The organism is Streptomyces sp. NPDC052023 (assembly GCF_044548465.1).
Taxonomy (GTDB): Bacteria; Actinomycetota; Actinomycetes; order Streptomycetales; family Streptomycetaceae; genus Streptomyces.
This window is the reverse complement of record NZ_JBIUBW010000001.1, coordinates 466,798-485,584: the sequence shown is the minus strand read 5'-3', so window position 1 is coordinate 485,584 and position 18,787 is coordinate 466,798. Positions and strand designations below refer to the sequence as shown.

Here is an 18,787-nt window from a genome sequence, read left to right as displayed (position 1 = left end):
GACGGCCCGGTGGCCGCCACCGCCCAGGGGTCCCGGCCGAATCTACCGCCGGGCCCCGGCGGAGTCGCGCCCCGGTGCCACGCGGGCGTCACACCGCCACGTACGTCACCGGGTCGCTGCCCGGCACGGCCTCCGCCCGCCCCAGTTTGACCAGGCGGCGCAGATGGGCCTCCGCCTCCGAGACGGCGATGGTGCGGGAGCCGTAGGGGATTTCGGCCCAGGGGCGGTTCCAGTCCATGCGCTCGGCGAGCTGCCAGGGGGTGAGCGGCTGCGTCAGAAGCGCCAGCAGGCCGGTGAGGCGGGCCTCGTGGTGGGTGAGCAACTCGGCCACCCGGGCGGCGGCGCCGGTGAACGCGTACTGGTGCGCGGGGAGGACTTCGGCGGGCGCGAGACGGGCGACGCGCTCCAGCGAGGCCAGGTAGTCGCCGAGCGGGTCGGTGACGGTCGTGTCGTCCGGGTCCTCGTACAGGCCGATGTGCGGGGTGATCCCGGGCAGCACGTGGTCGCCGGAGAACAGGCGCCCGTGACCCGGCAGCCGGGCGGGGTGCTCCTCCTCCAGGTGCAGGCAGACATGGCCCGGCGTGTGGCCCGGCGTCCAGATCGCCCGCAGCCGGCGGCCGGGGAGGCCGACCAGTTCGCCGGGGACGATCTCGCGGTCGGGCAGGGCGGGGGAGAGGCCGGGGAGGCGGCCGCGGGCGGTGCGCAGGGGGGCGACATGGGCCTCGGGAGCGCCGGCCGCGGTGAGCTTGTCCGCCATGTACGAGAACCACCGCTCGGGACGGGCCTCGCTGGTGCGCCGCACCACCGCCGCGTCCGCCGCGTGCATGGCGATCCACGCCCCCGAAGCTTCCCGCACCCGGCCCGAGAGGCCGTGGTGGTCGGGGTGGTGGTGGGTGACGACCACGCCGTGCACCTCGGCGGCCGAGGTGCCGCACGCCGCGAGCCCGGCGACGAGGGTGTCCCAGGAGGCCGGGTCGTCCCAGCCGGTGTCGATCAGTACCGGGCCGGCGTCGGTGTCGACGACGTGGACGAGGGTGTGGCCGAGCGGATTGTCCGGGATGGGGACCTTCAGGGACCGTACGCCGCCGCCGTGGTCGTGCACCTGCGTCATGGGTTCCCCCGATCGCCGCCGTGCGGCCACTATAACTAGAACACGTTTCCATGGGAGCCCGAGTCACCGGTTCCGGGCCGTGGACTCCTCCGGGGGGAGCTGGTATCAGTCTTCGTAGTCCGCATACCTGATGGAGTGTCAGGGAGGGCGGCGCCGGGGATCAGGGAGGCAGTCGCCATGACCGAGCTCGTGGAACACGGACAGCTGTTCATCGGCGGGGAGTTGACCGACCCCCTCGGCAAGGACGTCATCGAGGTGGTCTCCCCGCACACCGAGGAGGTGCTCGGGCGGGTGCCGCACGCCTCGGCGCAGGACGTGGACCGGGCGCTCGCGGCCGCCCGCGGGGCCTTCGACGAAGGACCCTGGCCCCGGATGTCCCTCGACGAGCGGATCGACGTCGTCGGGCGGATCAAGGACGGCATCGCCGCCCGGCACGAGGAGATCGCCCGGGTGATCTCGTCCCAGAACGGGTCGCCGTATTCCTGGAGCGTCCTCGCGCAGGCGCTCGGCGCGATGATGGTCTGGGACGCTGCGATCCGGGTCGCCCGCGGCTTCACCTACGAGGAGGCGCGCGACGGCGTGCTCGGGCGGCTGCTGGTGCGGCGCGAGCCGGTGGGCGTCGTCGCGGCGGTCGTGCCCTGGAACGTCCCGCAGTTCGTCGCCGCCGCCAAGCTCGCGCCCGCGCTGCTGACCGGGTGCACGGTCGTCCTCAAGCCGTCTCCGGAGTCGCCGCTGGACGCGTACCTGCTCGGCGAGATCGCGCAGGAGGCCGGGCTCCCGGACGGAGTGCTGTCGATCCTGCCCGCGGAGCGCGAGGTGAGCGAGTACCTCGTCGGCCACCCCGCGGTCGACAAGGTGTCGTTCACCGGATCGGTGGCGGCGGGCCGCCGCGTGATGGAGGTCGCCGCCCGCAACCTGACCCGCGTCACCCTGGAGCTGGGCGGCAAGTCGGCGGCGGTCGTGCTGCCGGACGCGGACGTCGAGACGGCCGTGGCGGGAATCGTGCCGGCGGCCTGGATGAACAACGGGCAGGCGTGCGTGGCGCAGACGCGCATCCTGCTGCCGCGCTCGCGCTACGCGGAGTTCGCGGAGGCGTTCGCGGCGGCCGCGGGCGCGCTCGTCGTCGGGGACCCGCTGGACCCGGCCACACAGGTGGGGCCACTGGTCGCACAGCGCCAGCAGCGGCGCAACCTCGACTACATCCGCATCGGCCAGGAGGAGGGCGCGAAGATCCTGACGGGCGGCGGGCGCCCGGCCGGCCTGGAGCGCGGCTGGTACGTCGAACCGACCCTCTTCGGCGACGTCGGCAACTCCATGCGGATCGCCCGCGAGGAGATCTTCGGCCCGGTGATCTGCCTGCTGCCGTACGGCGACGAGACGGAGGCCGTGAAGATCGCGAACGACTCCGCGTACGGGCTCAGCGGCAGCGTGTGGACGGCCGACGTGGAGCGTGGCATCGAGGTCGCCCGCCAGGTCCGCACCGGGACCTACTCGGTCAACACCTTCAGCCTCGACATGCTCGGCCCGTTCGGCGGCTACAAGAACTCCGGTCTGGGACGGGAGTTCGGCCCGGAGGGCTACGGCGAGTACCTGGAGCACAAGATGATCCATCTGCCGTCCGGTTGGGAGGGCTGAGGGATGGGTGACCGCTGGCAGGTCGGCGTCGACCGCTCCCTGTGCATCGGCTCCGCCCAGTGCGTCCACCATGCCCCGGACGCCTTCCGGCTCGACGCGGGGCGCCAGTCCCGCCCCATCGAGCCCGCGACGGACGCCGGCGAGGGCGTCCTGGCGGCCGCCGAGAACTGCCCCGTCGAGGCGATCACCATCACGCTGCGGGACAGCGGGGAGGCGGTGTTCCCGCCGGAGGAGTAGCGGGCGGAGGAGCAGGGGGGATTTCGGGTAAAAAATTCCGGTTCGGGGGTTCCCATTGCGCGCGGAGGACTTAATCTGATTACAGGCCTACGAGGCGAGTGAGGGAGTTCGACCGGAGTAGCCGACTCCTGCGAGAGGCTTCGGCTTCCGCTGGTGCCGACGTCGACGGTCGGGCTGAGAGGCCGGAAGGACGTACGACCGAGAGGCCGTGCGACCGGAAGGCGACCCCCAGCCACCTGATCCGGGCAATACCGGCGAAGGGAACCCGTCTCGTAGGTCCTTCTCATGCCCGTTCCCGGGCCGTGCGGGCCTGAGCGCGCCGGGCGGGCCCGGCTACGCGTCCTCGGGGGTCGTCAGGTCGATCAGGCGGCAGACCGTCTCGATGTCGATCTTGACCTGGGCGATGGAGGCGCGGCCCGAGAGCCAGGTGATCAGCGCCGAGTGCCAGGTGTGCTCGATGACGCGGACCGCGGAGAGCTGGGCGGGGGTGGGGTCGTCCAGGCCCATGGCGTCCAGGATGATCGCCGTGGTCTGCCGGGAGACCTGGTCCACCTCGGGGCTCACGCTGCGGTCCGCGAAGGTGAGGGCGCGGACCATCGCGTCGGCCAGATGCGGCTCGCGCTGGAGCGCGCGGAAGGCGCGCATCAGGGTCTCCGCGACCCGCTCCGCCGCCGTCTCGCCCGTCGGGGGCTTCTTGCGCAGCGTGCCGTGCATGTGCTCCAACTGGTCCTGCATGGTGGCGACCAGCAGATGGATCTTCGACGGGAAGTAGCGGTAGAGAGTGCCGAGTGCGACCTGTGAGGACTCCGCGACCTCGCGCATCTGCACCGCGTCGAAACCTCCCCGGCTGGCCAACTGGGCGCAGGCCCGCAGGATGCGGCGCCGGCGCGCCTCCTGCCGCTCGGTGAGGGGCGGCGCGGCGGGGGCGGCGGACCGCGCTCTACTGGCTTCCACCTTGGCTTCCGCAGGCATGAGGTCCCGTTTCGTGACAGTCCGTGAGGGCGTGCGATCAGACAGCATGGCAGGCGCGGACCGCCGCCGCGTGCCCCGGCGAGCCGTGGCGTGAATCACCTGATCCACTGCTCACAGCGGCGCTACCTGCCGGTAGATTCAGAGCCTCTTGAACGATCAAGTCTGTAACTTGTTCTAGGTTAGCGTCCCGGCGTAATCTCGCGGGACAGTGCAGGGAGAAGGGGGCCCAGAGTGACCGCTGAGGCCAGTCAGGCGGGCTCTTTGGAGGCCCTCGCCGCCGACGGCTTGCGACCGCTCCGCATCGCGCTCCTGACATACAAGGGAAACCCGTTCTGCGGCGGCCAGGGCGTCTACGTCCGGCACCTCTCCCGCGAACTGGCCCGCCTCGGCCACCACGTCGAGGTCATCGGCGCCCAGCCCTACCCCGTCCTCGACGAGGGCTACGACGGCCTGAGCCTCACGGAGCTGCCGAGCCTCGACCTCTACCGCCAGCCCGACCCCTTCCGCACGCCGGGGCGTGACGAGTACCGGGACTGGATCGACGCCCTCGAAGTCGCGACCATGTGGACCGGCGGCTTCCCCGAGCCGCTGACCTTCTCCCTGCGGGCACGCCGTCATCTGCGGGCGCGCCGCGGCGACTTCGACGTCGTGCACGACAACCAGACGCTCGGGTACGGGCTGCTGGGCGACGTCGGCGCGCCCCTGGTGACGACGATCCACCACCCCATCACCGTCGACCGGCAGTTGGAGCTGGACGCGGCGGAGGGCTTCAAGCGGCGGCTGTCCGTGAAGCGGTGGTACGGCTTCACGCGCATGCAGAAGCGGGTGGCGCGGCGCCTGCCGTCCGTCCTCACCGTCTCCGGCACCTCACGCCAGGAGATCGCCGGCCATCTCGGCGTCCGCGCGGACCGGGTCCACGTCGTGCACATCGGCGCCGACACCGACCTGTTCTCGCCAGACCCGTCGGTGCCGCAGGTGCCGGGGAGAATCGTCACGACGTCCAGCGCGGACGTGCCGCTGAAGGGGCTGGTCTTCCTCGTCGAGGCGCTGGCCAAGGCGCGCACCGAGCATCCCGGGGCCCACCTCGTCGTCGTCGGGAAGCGGCCCACCGAGGGGCCGGTCGCGCAGGCCGTGAAGCGGTACGGGCTCGAAGGCGCCGTCGAGTTCGTCAAGGGGATCTCGGACGCCGAACTCGTCGACCTGGTGCGCTCGGCGCAGGTCGCGTGCGTGCCGTCGCTGTACGAGGGCTTCTCACTGCCGGCGGCCGAGGCGATGGCCACGGGCACACCGCTCCTCGCCACGACCGGCGGGGCGATTCCCGAGGTGGCGGGCCAGGACGGGCAGACCTGCCTCGCCGTGCCGCCGGGCGACGCGGACGCGCTGGCCGCCGGGCTGAGCCGGCTCCTCGGCGACGCGGAGCTGCGCGCGCGGCTCGGCGCGGCCGGACGCGAGCGGGTCCTGAGCCACTTCACGTGGGCGCGCGCCGCCGAGGGCACGGTGGCCCGGTACCGGGAGGCGATCGCCCGCGCCGGGAGTCCCCGGCGGCCCGGCAGCGACGCGGTGACCGGCCCCTGCGCAGGCCCGGAGCGACGCCCCGCCCCGATGGCGGGCGCGGGTTCGCGGGCGGGCGCGGCCGGCGGTGTCGTGAGCGGCGCCGAGAACCCCGTGGGCCAGGTCGCCGGCGGAGCTTCGCCGAGCCCCGCTGCCACGCCCTCCGAGGCCACCCCCACCCGTACCACCGGCGTCTACCGCGAAAGCAGGACCACGTGCTGACCGTCGACTTCTCCCGGTTCCCGCTCGCCCCGGGCGACCGCGTCCTGGACCTCGGCTGCGGTGCGGGACGGCACGCGTTCGAGTGCTACCGGCGCGGCGCGCAGGTCGTCGCGCTGGACCAGAACGGCGAGGAGATCCGCGAGGTCGCCAAGTGGTTCGCGGCGATGAAGGAGGCGGGGGAGGCACCCGCGGGCGCCACCGCGACCGCCATGGAGGGCGACGCCCTCGCCCTGCCCTTCCCCGACGAGTCCTTCGACGTCGTCATCATCTCCGAGGTGATGGAGCACATCCCCGACGACAAGGGCGTACTCGCCGAGATGGTGCGGGTCCTCAAGCCCGGCGGCCGGATCGCGATCACCGTCCCGCGCTACGGCCCCGAGAAGGTCTGCTGGGCCCTCTCCGACGCCTACCACGAGGTCGAGGGCGGCCACATCCGCATCTACAAGGCGGACGAACTCCTCGCGAGGATCCGCGAGGCCGGCCTCAAGCCGTACGGCACGCACCACGCCCACGCCCTGCACTCCCCGTACTGGTGGCTGAAGTGCGCGTTCGGCGTCGACAACGACAAGGCGCTGCCGGTCCGGGCGTACCACAAGCTGCTGGTCTGGGACATCATGAAGAAGCCGCTGGCCACCCGGGTCGCCGAGCAGGCGCTGAACCCGCTCATCGGCAAGAGCTTCGTGGCCTACGCGACCAAGCCGCACCTGCCCCCGGTGGGCGCCGCGTGACGACACCCCGGACGGAACACCTGGTCCTGCCCGGGGTCCTCACCGCCGACGAGGCCGCCGCGACCGTACGCGGCATCCTCGCCGTGCAGCGGGAGGACGGGGCGATCCCGTGGTTCCGCGGACACCACCTGGACCCCTGGGACCATGTCGAGGCCGCGATGGCGCTCGACGCGGCGGGCGAGCACGACGCCGCCGAGCGGGCGTACCTGTGGCTCGCGGCCCATCAGAGCAAGGACGGCTCCTGGTACGCGGCGTACGCCGACGGCGCGCACGACGACGTCACCGACCCCGGGCGCGAGACCAACTTCGTCGCCTACACCGCCGTGGGCGTCTGGCACCACTACCTCTCCACCGGCGACGACACCTTCCTCGACCAAATGTGGCCCGTGGTCCACGCGGCCGTCGAATGGGTGCTGTCGCTCCAGCAGCCCGGCGGGCAGATCGGCTGGAAGCGACAGGACGACGGGACGCCCGTCACGGACGCGCTGCTCACCGGATGCTCGTCCATCCACCACGCGCTGCGCTGCGCGCTCGCCATCGCCGAGCAGCGGGAGGAGCCGCAGCCGGACTGGGAGCTGGCGCTGGGCATGCTGCGTCACGCGATATGCCGGCACCCCGAGCGGTTCCTGGACAAGGACCGCTACTCGATGGACTGGTACTACCCGGTGCTCGGCGGCGCGGTGACCGGCGCGGAGGCCAAGGCCCGGGTGGAGGAGGGCTGGGAGCGGTTCGTCGTACCCGGCCTCGGGGTGCGGTGCGTGGTACCCAATCCGTGGGTGACCGGCGGCGAATCGGCCGAACTCGCCCTGACCCTGTGGGTGATGGGCGAGTCCGACCGTGCGCTGGAGATCCTGCAGTCCATCCAGCATCTGCGTGACCCGGGAACCGGGCTGTACTGGACGGGTTACGTGTACGAGGACGATGCGATCTGGCCACGTGAGCTGACCACGTGGACGGCGGGCTCACTCCTGCTCGCCGTCGCGGCGCTGGGTGGGCACGAGGCCACCTGCGCGGTGTTCGGCGGGGAGCTGCTGCCGGCGGGGCTGGATCCGGACTGCTGCGGCTGACGGGGTTCGGACGCGCCCGGGGGCTCGGCCCGTCCGGTGGGAGCGCGGGTCGTGCGGGGCTGAACGCCCAGTTCCCCGCGCCCCTGCGGGCGAGTCAGTGCTGGCGGCGCATGCGGCCCGCGATCGCGTGGCCCACGAACAGGTACACGACGGCCGCCAGACCGTAGCCCGCGACGACGCGTGCCCATGCCGCGTCGAAGGTGAAGAGGTCGTGGGACCAGCCGGCCAGCCAGCGCGCGGCGTCGTGCACGAACTGCACGAAGTCGTTGCCTGGGTTGGCGTCCAGCAAGTACATGAGGATCCACAGGCCCAGGATGAGGGCCATGATGTCGGCGACGATCGCTATGACCGTGCCTGCCTGGTTGGCACCATTGCGATATCTGGGAGACATGCCCTACGGATTGCCGCTCGTCCCTGGCTGAAACCCACAAGTCCCGCGCCCGCGGCCGGCGCTCATTTCTCCCGTGTTCGGGTGGAGTTGACCACTCCGGGGGATGATGTTCCACGGGGTCACTGATGATCCTGGCCCCTTGAGCGGCAGGAGGGCCGTTGTCCGCGACCGTGGAACCGAGACTGACCATCCGCAGAACCACACACCGCCGCGTCCCGCGGCTCGTCGTCGTCGCGCTGCCGCTCGCCCTCGCCGGACTGCTGTCCCTGCTGATCTCCGGCAACACCCTGCGGCCGTTCGAACGCATCACGGTCATCGAGTCGCGGATGGCGTCCAAGTCCGACTACTTCAAGGACCCCGAGGTCCAGCGGCTGCTGCTCAAGCACGGCATCCGCGTGGACATCCGCCGCCTCGGCTCCCGCGGCATCGCCACCCGCTCCCTGAAGGGCCTGGACGTCGTCTTCCCCTCCGGCCAGCCCGCCGCGAAGCAGATCCTGGACCGCCCGGACGACACCGGGCAGACGGTGCGCCCCTTCGTCTCCCCGCTGGTCCTCGGCAGCTTCCGCGACTACGCGGAGGCCCTGGTGAAGGCGGGCGTCGCCACCCCGCAGCGGTCCACGGGCGCGCCGACCCTCTACTACGACCTCGACATGGCGAAGTTCATGACCCTGCTCAACGGCGTGGACGACCGCGACGATCCCGAGGACGGTCCCAGGGACGGCGACGGCAAGGAGGCCGACACCTGGAACGGCATCGGCTACGACGAGGTGGCCGAGGGCGAGCGCAACAGCGGCAGCGTCCTGGTGCGCACGTCCAACGTCTGCGAGTCCAACTCCGCCGGCACCTACCTCAGCATGCTCGCCTTCGTCGCGGGCGGCGAGAAGACGCCCGGATCCAGCCACCCCAACGACCCCGAGCGCGCCCGCGCCGAGGTGGCCCGGATCTCCGCCGAGATCAAGCCCCTCGTCACCCTCCAGGGCATGTGGGCCGACGAGCAGGCCGACAGCTACTTCTCCGCCCTCGGTGAGTCCCTGGCGCCCATCGCCCTGATCTACGAGCACCAGTACCTCGCCCACCAGATAGCCCACGAGGCCAAGCAGAGCACCCAGGACACCAGCCGCGTCCTGCTCTACCCCAAGCCCTACGCCCTCACCGAGCCGCAGCTCATCTCCCTGAGCCCGCGGGGCGACCGGCTGGTCGAGCTGATCGAACACGACGCGGAACTGCGCCGCCGCGCCCTGGAACTCGGCTTCCGGATCCGCTTCTCCGGTGAGGACGGCGCCAGCCAGGAACTCGACAACTACCTGCGCGCGCACGGCATCCAGGTCCCGGTCCCGAACCCCGACCGGACGAAGGCGCTCGAACCCGGCCTGCAGGTCCTGGACGACATCATCACCTACGTCGGCGACTGCCCGCCGCCCGACCTGGACGACGTCTCATGACCCGCCTCGGACGCGCCCTGACCGCCTCGCTCGTCCTGGCCCTCCTCGCCGGCCTCACCTCCTGCACACAGGACGAGGCACCGGTCACCCTGCGCGTCCTCGCCAGCCCCGAACTCGCCGACCTCGCCCCGCTGCTCGACGACCTGCGACAGGACACGGGCGTGGAGCTGGAGATGACCTACGAGGCCAACGCCGACCTCGAAGGGCAGTACCCGGGCGGGGCGGGGTACGACCTGGCGTGGCTCGCCTCCGACCGCTCCTTCCAGCTGCGCGTCCAGGACTCCGAGGGCCGGCTGACCCGCCCCGAGTCCACCCCGATCATGCGCTCGCCGGTCGTCGTCGGCCTCGAACCCGACGTCGCCGACACCCTGCGCGAGGCCGCTCCCGGGGGCCGGATCTCCTGGGCCGACGTGGCGGACGCCGCCGCAGACGGAACCTTACGGTTCGGGATGGCCGACCCCCGGCACAGCGACACCGGCCGCGCCGCGCTCGTCGGGGTCGCCACCGCGGCCGCCGGTACGGGACGCGCGCTGCGCGCGGAGGACGTCTCCTGCGACCGGCTGCGCGGCTTCCGCTCCGGCCAGACCCTCACGGCGGCCGGCTCCCGGGCCCTGATCGACGCCTATCTGGCCAAGCCGGGCAGGACCAACGCGCTGATCGCGCACGAGGCGGAGCTGCTCGCGCTGAACGCCGGCGACCGGCGGGCCGAACCCCTGCGGATCGTGCACCCCGACGACGGCATGGTGCTCTCCGACTTCCCGCTGCTGCTGCTCGACCGGGAACAGCGGGAGGCGTACCGCAGGGTGGTGGACTGGCTGCTGAGCTCCGGCACCCAGCGCGCGCTCATGGAGCGGACCTTCCGGCGCCCGGTCCACCCGGACGTCGAGCCCTCCGGGCAACTGCGCGCGGACGTCGGCAACGCCCTGTCGTTCCCCGACAGGCTCTCCGTCGTCGAGCAGCTCGTCACCGACTACGGCGACCCCCGGAGCCGCACCGCCGACCAGGTCGTCTTCGTCCTCGACTTCTCCACCTCCATGCGCGGCGAGCGGATGGCCGGCCTGCGCGCCGCCTTCGCGGGACTGAGCGGCGCCGACGACACCGCCACCGGCAAGTTCGCCCGCTTCTACCGGGGCGAGCGGCTCTCGGTCGTCCGGTTCGGCGGCCGGGTGCTGGAGGAGACCACGGTGACCGTGCGCGGCGACGCCGAACTGCGCACCCTGAACCAGCTGGTCGCCGACGGCGGCTACGACGACGCCACCGCCGTGTGGACCGCCCTCGACCGGGGCTACCGCATCGCCACCGCCGCCGTACGCGACGAGCCCGCGCGTCCCGTCGCCATCGTGCTGATGACCGACGGCGAGAACAACGCGGGCATCGGCTACGAGGAGTTCCTGCGCCGCCACGAGGCCCTCGGTGCCGACGCGGAGGCGGTGCCCACCTTCCCCGTCCTTTTCGGAGAGGCCGACGCGGCCGCCCTGGAACGCGCCGCCAGGGCCACCGGTGGCCGCATGGTCGACGCGGGCCTCTCCTCCCTCTCCGACGCGTTCAAGGAGATCCGTGGGTGTCATTGATGGTCAGTGGTGGGGCCTGTGGTGGCCGTGGCTGCTCGTCTGGGCCGTCACGGCGATCTGTGCCGTCCTGGTGCTCGGATACGGCCGGCAGCGGCTGCGCGGCCGGCGAGGTCTCGGCGGGACGCATCTCGACATGTGCTTCTACCTGCACAAACAGCGGGTCATGGACATCTACGAGGTCGGTGGCTTCGCCCAGTCCCTGAGCCAGGAGGTCGCGCACCGGCTCCAGGTCCAGAACAACTTCGGGCTGTGGGGCAAGCTCTTCCTCTGGCTGGGCAGGGCGGAACGGGGCGTCACCCGCGAGCAGGTCACCACCTACCTCCGCGAGGCCAACCCCATGAACGTCATCGGCGTGGTCATGGACGCCATGCGCAAGGAGGACCGCGTGGTGGACGCCGACCTCATCGAGGGCGACCTCGTCCTCAACCGGGCCAGCGCGGACAGGCTGAGCCGCCGCTACCCCGACGGGGACATACCGCTGAGCGCGCTCGGTCTGGAGTACGTCTCCGTCACCGGCGGCTTCACCGCGAAACGGGAGGAGAACGGCGTCCGGCTGAGCGCCCCGTACGGCGCCGGCGCCCATGTGGAGATCATGTGCTTCGAGGCGCAGGGCCGGGGCGACTTCCGCGAGGAGCACTACTACACCGGCCGGTTCACCGCCCGCTGCCTGGGCAAGGTGCTGGCCTGGGACGAGGGGCAGCGCAGGCTCACCCTCGACCCGGTCGCCATCTTCCGCTGAGCCGTCAGGAGTTCAGCTCGGCCAGCACCCGCAGGGTGTGCGGGTCCGGGGCCAGCACGAGCAGATCGGTCACCGGGCCCTTGCGCCACAACTCCAGCCGCTGCGCGACGCGTTCCCGTGGCCCGACGAGGGAGATCTCGTCCGCGAACGCGTCGGGCACGGCCCGCACGGCCTCCTCCCGCCGCCCGGCGAGGAACAACTCCTGGACGCGCCGGGCCTCCTCCTCGTACCCCATGCGCGCCATCAGCTCGGCGTGGAAGTTGCGCCGGGCGTGCCCCATGCCGCCGATGTAGAAGCCGAGCATCGCCTTGACCGGCAGCAGGCCCTCGGCGACGTCCCGGCAGACCCGCGCCTGCGCCAGCGGGGCGACCAGGAAGCCCTCGGGGGCGCCGGCGAGGGAGGGCTCGTAGACCTCGGTGCGCAGCGGTGACCAGTACAGGGGCAGCCAGCCGTCGGCGATCCGCGCGGTCTGCGCGATGTTCTTCGGGCCCTCCGCGCCGAGCAGCACCGGCAGCCCCGGGCGCAGCGGATGCGTGATGGCCTTGAGGGCCTTGCCGAGCCCGGTGCCGTCCGCGCCCCGGTACGGGTGGGGGTGGAACCGGCCGTCGAGTTCGACGGGGGCCCGCCGCCTCAGGACCTGCCGTACCACGTCCACGTACTCCCGGGTCGCGGTCAGCGGTGAGGACGGGAACGGCCGCCCGTACCAGCCTTCCACCACCTGCGGCCCCGACAGGCCCAGCCCCAGCATCATCCGGCCGCCGGAAAGGTGGTCGAGCGTGAGGGCGTGCATGGCGGTGGTCGTCGGCGGGCGGGCGGCCATCTGGGCAACCGCCGTCCCCAGCTTGATGGTCGAGGTGTGGGCGGCGATCCAGGTCAACGGGGTGAAGGCGTCCGAGCCCCAGGACTCTGCCGTCCACACCGAGTCGTACCCGAGCCGCTCGGCCTCCCGGGCCAGCGTGAGGTGGTCGGGGGAGGGGCCGCGGCCCCAGTAGCCGAGCGCGAGACCGAGCCGCATAGCGCCGCCTCCTGACGAAGTGTCAGCTCAACGAGGGACGACTGTACGACAACGGCCCCCCGCCCGGAAGGGCGAGGGGCCGGACGTACGGCGGGCGGATCAGCCGCGCTGGATGCCGCTGGTGTCCTGGAGCACGCCGCGGCGGCCGTCCTGCGTCTGCGCGACCAGCGCCTGCCCGCGCTGCTCGACGGCCAGGTACCAGGTGCCCGGGGCGAGTTCGGCGATCGGGGACGGCGAGCCGTCCTCACCGAACAGCGGGCGCGGCACCGGCACCGCGAACCAGAACGGGGAGAAGTCGCCGGCGGGCGGCTGCGGCTGCTGCTGCTGCGGCTGGCCGTAGGGCTGACCGGGCTGCCCCGGCTGCGGCTGACCGTACCCGGCGGGCTGCTGCGCGCCCGGGTAGCCGTAACCACCCTGCGGCGGACCGCCGTAGGGCTGGGGGGCGGCCGGGCGGGGGGCCGGGAGGAGGGCGCCCTTGAGGGCGGGGACCAGCGGGGTGGCGACGGCCGCGGCGGCCATCACGAGGGTGGCGACCAGGGCCAGGATCAGGCCGATGCCGGCGTCGGGGCCGGATTCGTCGCCGCCGAAGTTGTTGGCGCCACCGCTCGGGTCGAAGACGTTGCCGAGGGCGCTCCACGCGGCGAACACCGTGAAGGCCACGCCGAACTGGCCGAGCTCCAGGCCCGCGACCTTCGGGGTCTGCGGCAGCCCCCGGGCCACGACGACGAGCGCGGCGCCGATGATCCCCGCCAGCACCACACCGAGCACGACCGGCCCGCTGGACCAGAGGCTCGGGATCTCGATGCTGTCGGGGGCGCCGTCGATCGAGTACAGGTCGAGGAACGACGCGATGAACAGCAACACCGCTGCTCCGATCACCACGCCGTCGCCTCGAGTGAGGGAGCGGATATTCACTTCAGGTCCTTCGCAGGTCGTCTCGTCGTCGGTAGAGGCGTCGCTGTCACCGAGTGGCCCTCAGGCCCAAGGTGCGAAGCGCGGGGGTGGCCCCTCATCGTAGGGACGACACTATCGTCCGTACGAACGACCTGTCCGCCGGGATGATCGCGCCGGTCACTACCCGCGCAGGAAACTCACAATTCCCTCTGAGATCCCTTGCGCCGCCTTCTGCCGCCAGGCTCCGCTGATCAGCAGTGCCGCGTCCTTGCTATCGCGCATGTTGCCGCACTCGATGAACACCTTCGGAACTGTTGACAGATTGAGACCGCCCAGGTCCTGACGCGTGACGAGACCGGTGCCGCCCCCGACGTAGTTGGAGGGCGCGCTGCCCGTGACGCGTACGAAACTCCCCGCGATGCGCTCGCCGAGTTCGCGCGAGGGCGCGACGATCGGCCGGGTGTCGGCGGCACCCGCGTGCACGGAGGCCGGGAGGATGACATGGAACCCGCGGTTGCCGAGCCCGGACCCGTCCGCGTGGATGGACACCACCGCGTCGGCCTTCGCCTCGTTGCCGATGCGCGCCCGCTCGTCGATGCACGGGCCGTAGGTCCGGTCGCCGTTCTGCGTCAGCTTCACCGTGGCGCCCTGGTCCTGAAGGACCGCGCGCAGGCGGCGGGCGACGTCGAGCGTGAACTCGGCCTCCGTATACCCCGCGTTGGTCGCCGTGCCGGTCGTGTCGCACTCCTTCTTGCCCGTCCCGATGTCCACCTTGCTGTTGATCTCGGCCGGGTGCTCGAAGTTGTGCGGGTTGTGACCGGGGTCGATGACGACGACCTTGCCCTTGAGGGTGTCCCCGCCCGAGGGCGCGGGGGCGGGCTTGTCACCGTCGGACGACGGGGTCGTGCGCGACGGCTCAGCGGACGAGGGGGACGGCCGGCTCGTGGCGGGCGCCTTGGCCTCCGCTCGCCCCCCTCCCGAACCGCCGGTGCCACCCACTGCTTCGTACACCGCCCACCCGAGCAGGGCGCCGGGCACGAGGGCCGCGACGGCGACGGTCATCACCCGGCGGCGGGAGCGGCGGGGCGTGGGCGAATCGAACTCCGGACCTGTGTACGACACGCTTGCCACCCTAGCGGCCGGGGCGCCGCCACCCCGGTTTGTGTACGTCCCTCCGGGTGGCGGCCGGGCCGGATCCCGGCCGGGAACTCACCGGCGCAGTCGGGGAAGACGCCGTGGACGACGAGCGGGCCGGCGCCCGCGGAGCGCCCAGCGCTCGCAGCCGGCGTCGATGTCTCCTCCGGGCCGGCCCTGTGCGGGGTGTGGCGGACGGTGGGCAGGGTCCAGGGTCCATCAGGCCTGACCGGGGGTGCGGGTGGGCAGTGGGGAGAGGGGCTCAGGCCGTGACCGTCTCGCCGGGGAGAAGGAGGTCCAGGTCGATCGGGCCGGCGTCGCCGGAGTGGGTCGCGGCGGAGGCCAGCGGACCGTGTCCGGCCGCTTGGGCGGCGAGGACGTAGGAGCCCCCGGCCGGGACTGTCAGCGCGTAGCCGCCGTCCTCGCCGGACAGGGTCGCGCCCGCGTGCCGGCCCCGGCGGTCGATCAGTGTGACCTTGGCGCGGGCGACCGGTGTCCCGTCGGCGGCCAGGACCCGGCCGCGGAAGCCCCCCAGCGCCGTGACCGCGTGTTCCAGGTTCGCCTCCTCCTCGCTGCTCGCCCGCGGCTGCGGCAGGTCCGAGGGGCGGCGTCGGGGCAGGCAGAGGGCGAGGACCAGGCCGACGGCGACGGCGGCGGTGGCGACCAGGAACGAGACCTGGAAGCCGTGCCTGGTGGGGACGGCGACGCCCCCGACGATGTCCGCGGTGTCGGCCAGCACCATGCCGATGACGGCGCTGGAGACGGAGGTGCCGATGGACCGCATCAGGGTGTTGAGGCCGTTGGCCGCGCCGGTCTCCGAGGCCGGGACCGCGCCGATGATCAGTGCGGGAAGTGAGGAGTAGGCGAGGCCGATGCCCGCGCCGATCACCACCGAGATGACGACGGTCTGCCAGGCGGCGTTCATCAGGCCGAGGCCGCCGGCGTAGCCGAGGGCGATGACGAGCAGGCCGATGATCAGGGTGGTGCGGGGGCCGTAGCGGGCGGAGAGCCGGGCGTAGACCGGCGCGGTGAACATCATCGTCAGGCCCAGCGGGGCCACGCACAGGCCCGCGACGACCATCGACTGCCCCAGACCGTGGCCGGTGGCGGACGGGAGCTGCAGGAGCTGGGGCAGGACGAGGGAGACGACGAAGAAGGAGACGCCGACCATGATCGACGCGAGGTTGGTGAGAAGGACCTCGCGGCGGGCCGTGGTGCGCAGGTCCACCAGCGGCGAGGATATGCGCAGTTCCAGCACGCCCCACAGCAGCAGGACGGCGGCGGCGGCCCCGAACAGGCCGAGCGTGGTGGGCGAGGACCAGCCCCAGTCACTGCCCTTGGTGATCGGCAGCAGGAACAGCACCAGCCCCAGGGACAGCCCCAGCGCGCCCAGCACGTCGAAGCGGCCCTTGGCGCGGACCGGGGACTCGGGTACGGCGAGGAAGGTCAGGGCGATGGCGGCGACGCCGAGTCCCGCGGCGCCGTAAAAGAGGACGTGCCAGTCGGCGTTCTGGGCGACCAGAGCCGCGGCCGGCAGGGCGAGGCCGCCGCCGACGCCGATGGAGGAGCTCATCAGCGCCATCGCCGAGCCGAGGCGCTCGCGCGGCAGCATGTCGCGCATCAGCCCGATGCCGAGCGGGATCGCGCCCATCGCGAAGCCCTGGAGCGTACGGCCGATGATCATCGGGACCAGGGTGCTGGTGAACGCGCTGACCAGGGCGCCGAACACCATCACCGTCAGGCTGAGCACCAGCAGGCGCCGCTTGCCGTACAGGTCGCCGAGGCGGCCCATGATCGGGGTGGCCACGGCCCCGGACAGGAGGGTGGAGGTCAGGACCCAGGTGGCGTTGCTGGGGGAGGTGTCCAGCAGTTGCGGCAGGTCCTTGATGACCGGGACGAGCAGGGTCTGCATCACCGCGACAACGATGCCCGCGAAGGCGAGCACGGGGACGACGGCTCCGCCCGCTCTCGCGGTGGGCCGGCCGGTCGTCGTGAGCGTCATGGGGTGGGGCCTCCGGGCCGGAAGAAGATCGTGGATACGTTCAAGGTGAACCCCGTGCGCTCGGGCAACTATTCCGGTGCTTCGCGTCGCTAAGGAAACTTGACCGTCTCATGGGGATCTGATCTTTCGTCAGTGCGCCCGGAGGCCGTCGGGTCAGGCGAAGGGCCTGCCCGCGCCGAAGGCGAGCTCGGCGAAACGCTCGCCCATGCGGCGGTGGGTGGCGGCGTCGGGGTGCAGGTCGTCGGGGAGCGGGAGCTCGGCGTGGTCGGCCTCGCCGTACAGTTCACGGCCGTCGAGGTGGTGGAGGTGGGGGTCGTCGGCCGAGCGCTGCCGCACGATCCGGGACAGTTCGGTGCGGATGACGTTCAGGGTGAGCTTCCCCGCGGCCGTCTCCGCCGGGTCGCCCGCCGCCCGGAACCGGAGCCGGCCGTCACCGAGGGCGCCGAGGTCGAAGACGCAGGGGCCCGGGGTGTCCTCGTGCATGGGGCACAGGATGGGCGAGACCACCAGCAGGGGCGTGGCGGGATGTCCCTCGCGGATCGTGTCGAGGAAGCCGTGGACGGCGGGCGTGAAGGCGCGCAGCCGCATCACGTCGAGATTGACCAGATTGATCCCGATCTTGACGCTGATCAGGTCCGCGGGGGTGTCCCGCAGGGCGCGCGCGGTGAACGGGTCCAGTACGGCGTTGCCGCTCAGGCCCAGGTTGACGAGTTCGGCACCGCCGAGGGAGGCGGCGAGGGCGGGCCAGGTGGTGGTGGGGCTCGCCGCGTCGGAGCCGTGACTGATCGAACTGCCGTGGTGCAGCCAGACCCGGCGGCCGGAGTCGGGGGCGGGTTCGACGGGCGCGTCCGTGCGCAGGGCGACGAGTTCGGTGATCTCGTTGTGCGGCAGCCAGATCTCGACGGTCTTGTCGCCCTCGGGCAGACCGCCGAAGCGGACGGCGGCGGGCTCCCCGGAGCGCAGCGCGGTGGCCCCGGTGGTCATGTCCGTCGTGACGAGGTTGCCGCCGGGCGCGGTGGCCTGGGCGGTCAGCCGGCCGTCGACCAGCAGGTCGTACACACCGTCCGGGCGCGGCGGGGCGCCGGTGTAGGCCCGTTTGGTCGGGAGCGTGTCCAGCTCGATCACGGTGGCGCGGGTGCGCAGGGCCAGGCGCACGCCGGAGGGCTGGGACTCGGCCATCTCCAGCTGCGCGTCGGTGTTCTGGGCGCGGGCGGCGGCGGGCAGCCGGTGCGGGAGCAGGCCGTGCGGGGTGCGCTCGACATCGAGGGCGCCGCGGAGGTGGGCGGGCGTGAGGGGGGTGGTGATCCAGGAGTCCATGGCCTCTGCCTGTGTCGTCTCGGGGGCTTGCGGGGGCGCGGTCGCGGGGTCAGGTCGTGGGCCAGTTGCGCAGGAGGGCGTCGAGGGCGTCCATGATCCGGTTCCAGGACTCCTGGGAGTCGGGGGCGCTGTGGCTGAAGCCGCCCGCCAGCTCCAGGCTGACGTAACCGTGGAAGACGCTGCTCAGCATGCGGACCGCGTGGGTCTGGTCGGGTTCCGTGAGGTCGTAGCCGCGCAGGATGGCGCGGGTCATGGCGGAGTGCCGGACGCCCGCGCCGGCGGCGGCCGTCTCGGGGTCGAGTCTGAGCTGGGCGGCGGCGTAGCGGCCGGGGTGTTCGCGGGCGTAGTCGCGGTAGACGCCGGCGAAGGCGGTCAGGGCGTCCTTGCCGGCGCGTCCGGCCAGCGCGTCGGCGGCGCGGTCGGCCATCTCCTCCAGGGCCAGCAGGGCGATTCGTGTCCGCAGGTCCTGGGAGTTGCGCACGTGCGAGTAGAGGCTCGCGACCTTGACGTCGAAGCGGCGGGCGAGCGCGGAGACGGTCACCTGGTCGAAGCCGACCTCGTCGGCGAGCTCGGCGCCGGCCTGGGTGAGGCGTTCGGCGGTCAGTCCTGCGCGAGCCATCAGCTTCCTTCCCTTCGCCAACCGAATGCGATTGTGCACTTGCCTAAAGATATTAGGCAAGTGCCGATGGCTTACAGCAAGTACTGACGGCCTTGGAGGGATCCTTCGCGGAACCTGATGCCTACGCCGCAGGACCGAGG

The 18,787-nt window shown here is 72.3% G+C and carries 17 protein-coding genes; 8 read left to right on the top strand and 9 right to left on the bottom strand.

The genetic code is table 11. From position 1 onward, the window contains the following. Positions 1–88 precede the first annotated feature (88 nt). On the bottom strand, positions 89–1,111 hold the full coding sequence (locus tag ACIHCM_RS02240; RefSeq protein WP_399887870.1) for an MBL fold metallo-hydrolase: 1,023 nt from the start codon (positions 1,109–1,111) through the stop codon (positions 89–91). A gap of 177 nt (positions 1,112–1,288) precedes the next feature. On the opposite strand from ACIHCM_RS02240, the gene ACIHCM_RS02235 reads away from it, so the two are divergent. Together ACIHCM_RS02235 and ACIHCM_RS02230 are read left to right on the top strand one after the other, a co-directional pair. Beyond that, complete coding sequence (locus ACIHCM_RS02235; RefSeq protein ID WP_399887868.1) at positions 1,289–2,746, top strand: aldehyde dehydrogenase; 1,458 nt, start codon at positions 1,289–1,291, stop codon at positions 2,744–2,746. 3 nt (positions 2,747–2,749) lie between these two features. Then, positions 2,750–2,983 (top strand): ferredoxin, encoded by a 234-nt coding sequence (locus tag ACIHCM_RS02230; protein WP_399887866.1) that lies wholly within the window; start codon positions 2,750–2,752, stop codon positions 2,981–2,983. Between the two features lie 333 nt (positions 2,984–3,316). On the opposite strand, the gene ACIHCM_RS02225 is transcribed toward ACIHCM_RS02230, so the two are convergent. Then, a complete protein-coding gene (locus tag ACIHCM_RS02225; RefSeq protein ID WP_393104254.1) occupies positions 3,317–3,955 on the bottom strand; it encodes a TetR family transcriptional regulator in 639 nt (212 codons plus the stop codon). Between the two features lie 231 nt (positions 3,956–4,186). Here ACIHCM_RS02225 and ACIHCM_RS02220 point away from each other — a divergent pair, with 231 nt between their 5' ends. From ACIHCM_RS02220 to ACIHCM_RS02210, 3 genes are read left to right on the top strand one after another with little or no spacing between them, the layout of a single operon-like run. Then, complete coding sequence (locus ACIHCM_RS02220) at positions 4,187–5,728, top strand: glycosyltransferase family 4 protein (protein WP_399887864.1); 1,542 nt, start codon at positions 4,187–4,189, stop codon at positions 5,726–5,728. After that, positions 5,722–6,456 carry a class I SAM-dependent methyltransferase gene (locus ACIHCM_RS02215; RefSeq protein ID WP_399887862.1) on the top strand — a complete coding sequence of 245 codons (735 nt, stop codon included), beginning with the start codon at positions 5,722–5,724 and terminating at the stop codon, positions 6,454–6,456. The genes ACIHCM_RS02220 and ACIHCM_RS02215 overlap by 7 nt, the downstream gene beginning before the upstream one ends. Further along, the gene (locus tag ACIHCM_RS02210) at positions 6,453–7,523 is read left to right on the top strand and encodes a prenyltransferase (protein ID WP_399887860.1); all 1,071 of its coding nucleotides are present in this window, start codon (positions 6,453–6,455) and stop codon (positions 7,521–7,523) included. The genes ACIHCM_RS02215 and ACIHCM_RS02210 overlap by 4 nt, the downstream gene beginning before the upstream one ends. Before the next feature lie 94 nt (positions 7,524–7,617). Here the strand turns inward: ACIHCM_RS02210 and ACIHCM_RS02205 are convergent, their stop codons facing one another. After that, the gene (locus ACIHCM_RS02205) at positions 7,618–7,914 is read right to left on the bottom strand and encodes a hypothetical protein (protein WP_393104262.1); all 297 of its coding nucleotides are present in this window, start codon (positions 7,912–7,914) and stop codon (positions 7,618–7,620) included. 158 nt (positions 7,915–8,072) lie between these two features. Between ACIHCM_RS02205 and ACIHCM_RS02200 the strand changes: the two genes are divergently transcribed. Genes ACIHCM_RS02200 through ACIHCM_RS02190 form a run of 3 tightly spaced genes read left to right on the top strand, consistent with a single transcriptional unit; the run spans position 8,073 to position 11,666 of the window. Next, positions 8,073–9,356 (top strand): hypothetical protein, encoded by a 1,284-nt coding sequence (locus ACIHCM_RS02200; RefSeq protein ID WP_399887857.1) that lies wholly within the window; start codon positions 8,073–8,075, stop codon positions 9,354–9,356. Further along, positions 9,353–10,927: a substrate-binding domain-containing protein gene (locus ACIHCM_RS02195; protein ID WP_399887855.1), complete on the top strand. Its 1,575-nt coding sequence runs from the start codon at positions 9,353–9,355 to the stop codon at positions 10,925–10,927. Before ACIHCM_RS02200 ends, ACIHCM_RS02195 begins: the two co-directional genes overlap by 4 nt. Further along, positions 10,914–11,666, top strand: a complete 753-nt coding sequence (locus ACIHCM_RS02190) for a hypothetical protein (RefSeq protein WP_399887853.1) — start codon at positions 10,914–10,916, stop codon at positions 11,664–11,666. Before ACIHCM_RS02195 ends, ACIHCM_RS02190 begins: the two co-directional genes overlap by 14 nt. 4 nt (positions 11,667–11,670) lie before the next feature. On the opposite strand, the gene ACIHCM_RS02185 is transcribed toward ACIHCM_RS02190, so the two are convergent. The 6 genes from ACIHCM_RS02185 to ACIHCM_RS02160 all read right to left on the bottom strand — a co-directional run bounded on the left by ACIHCM_RS02185 (position 11,671) and on the right by ACIHCM_RS02160 (position 18,647). Further along, a complete protein-coding gene (locus ACIHCM_RS02185) occupies positions 11,671–12,681 on the bottom strand; it encodes an LLM class F420-dependent oxidoreductase (protein WP_399887851.1) in 1,011 nt (336 codons plus the stop codon). A 99-nt stretch (positions 12,682–12,780) separates the two neighbouring features. Beyond that, positions 12,781–13,596, bottom strand: a complete 816-nt coding sequence (locus ACIHCM_RS02180; RefSeq protein ID WP_399887849.1) for a hypothetical protein — start codon at positions 13,594–13,596, stop codon at positions 12,781–12,783. Positions 13,597–13,755: 159 nt separating this feature from the next. Further along, positions 13,756–14,697, bottom strand: coding sequence for an N-acetylmuramoyl-L-alanine amidase (locus ACIHCM_RS02175; RefSeq protein ID WP_399887847.1), 942 nt, complete (start codon positions 14,695–14,697; stop codon positions 13,756–13,758). A gap of 274 nt (positions 14,698–14,971) precedes the next feature. After that, the gene (locus ACIHCM_RS02170) at positions 14,972–16,711 is read right to left on the bottom strand and encodes an MFS transporter (RefSeq protein ID WP_399887845.1); all 1,740 of its coding nucleotides are present in this window, start codon (positions 16,709–16,711) and stop codon (positions 14,972–14,974) included. A 153-nt stretch (positions 16,712–16,864) separates the two neighbouring features. After that, the gene (locus tag ACIHCM_RS02165; protein ID WP_399887843.1) at positions 16,865–18,028 is read right to left on the bottom strand and encodes a GDSL-type esterase/lipase family protein; all 1,164 of its coding nucleotides are present in this window, start codon (positions 18,026–18,028) and stop codon (positions 16,865–16,867) included. Between the two features lie 49 nt (positions 18,029–18,077). After that, entirely contained in the window at positions 18,078–18,647 is a 570-nt protein-coding gene (locus ACIHCM_RS02160; RefSeq protein ID WP_399887841.1) for a TetR/AcrR family transcriptional regulator, read from the bottom strand. Positions 18,648–18,787 lie beyond the last annotated feature (140 nt).

Coding starts and splice junctions, on each gene's coding strand:
- ACIHCM_RS02195 (WP_399887855.1), top strand. CDS start 9,353: ATGACCCGCCTCGGACGCGCCCTGACCGCCTCGCTCGTCCTGGCCCTC.
- ACIHCM_RS02165 (WP_399887843.1), bottom strand. CDS start 18,028: ATGGACTCCTGGATCACCACCCCCCTCACGCCCGCCCACCTCCGCGGC.
- ACIHCM_RS02170 (WP_399887845.1), bottom strand. CDS start 16,711: ATGACGCTCACGACGACCGGCCGGCCCACCGCGAGAGCGGGCGGAGCC.
- ACIHCM_RS02230 (WP_399887866.1), top strand. CDS start 2,750: ATGGGTGACCGCTGGCAGGTCGGCGTCGACCGCTCCCTGTGCATCGGC.
- ACIHCM_RS02185 (WP_399887851.1), bottom strand. CDS start 12,681: ATGCGGCTCGGTCTCGCGCTCGGCTACTGGGGCCGCGGCCCCTCCCCC.
- ACIHCM_RS02235 (WP_399887868.1), top strand. CDS start 1,289: ATGACCGAGCTCGTGGAACACGGACAGCTGTTCATCGGCGGGGAGTTG.
- ACIHCM_RS02225 (WP_393104254.1), bottom strand. CDS start 3,955: ATGCCTGCGGAAGCCAAGGTGGAAGCCAGTAGAGCGCGGTCCGCCGCC.
- ACIHCM_RS02205 (WP_393104262.1), bottom strand. CDS start 7,914: ATGTCTCCCAGATATCGCAATGGTGCCAACCAGGCAGGCACGGTCATA.
- ACIHCM_RS02240 (WP_399887870.1), bottom strand. CDS start 1,111: ATGACGCAGGTGCACGACCACGGCGGCGGCGTACGGTCCCTGAAGGTC.
- ACIHCM_RS02160 (WP_399887841.1), bottom strand. CDS start 18,647: ATGGCTCGCGCAGGACTGACCGCCGAACGCCTCACCCAGGCCGGCGCC.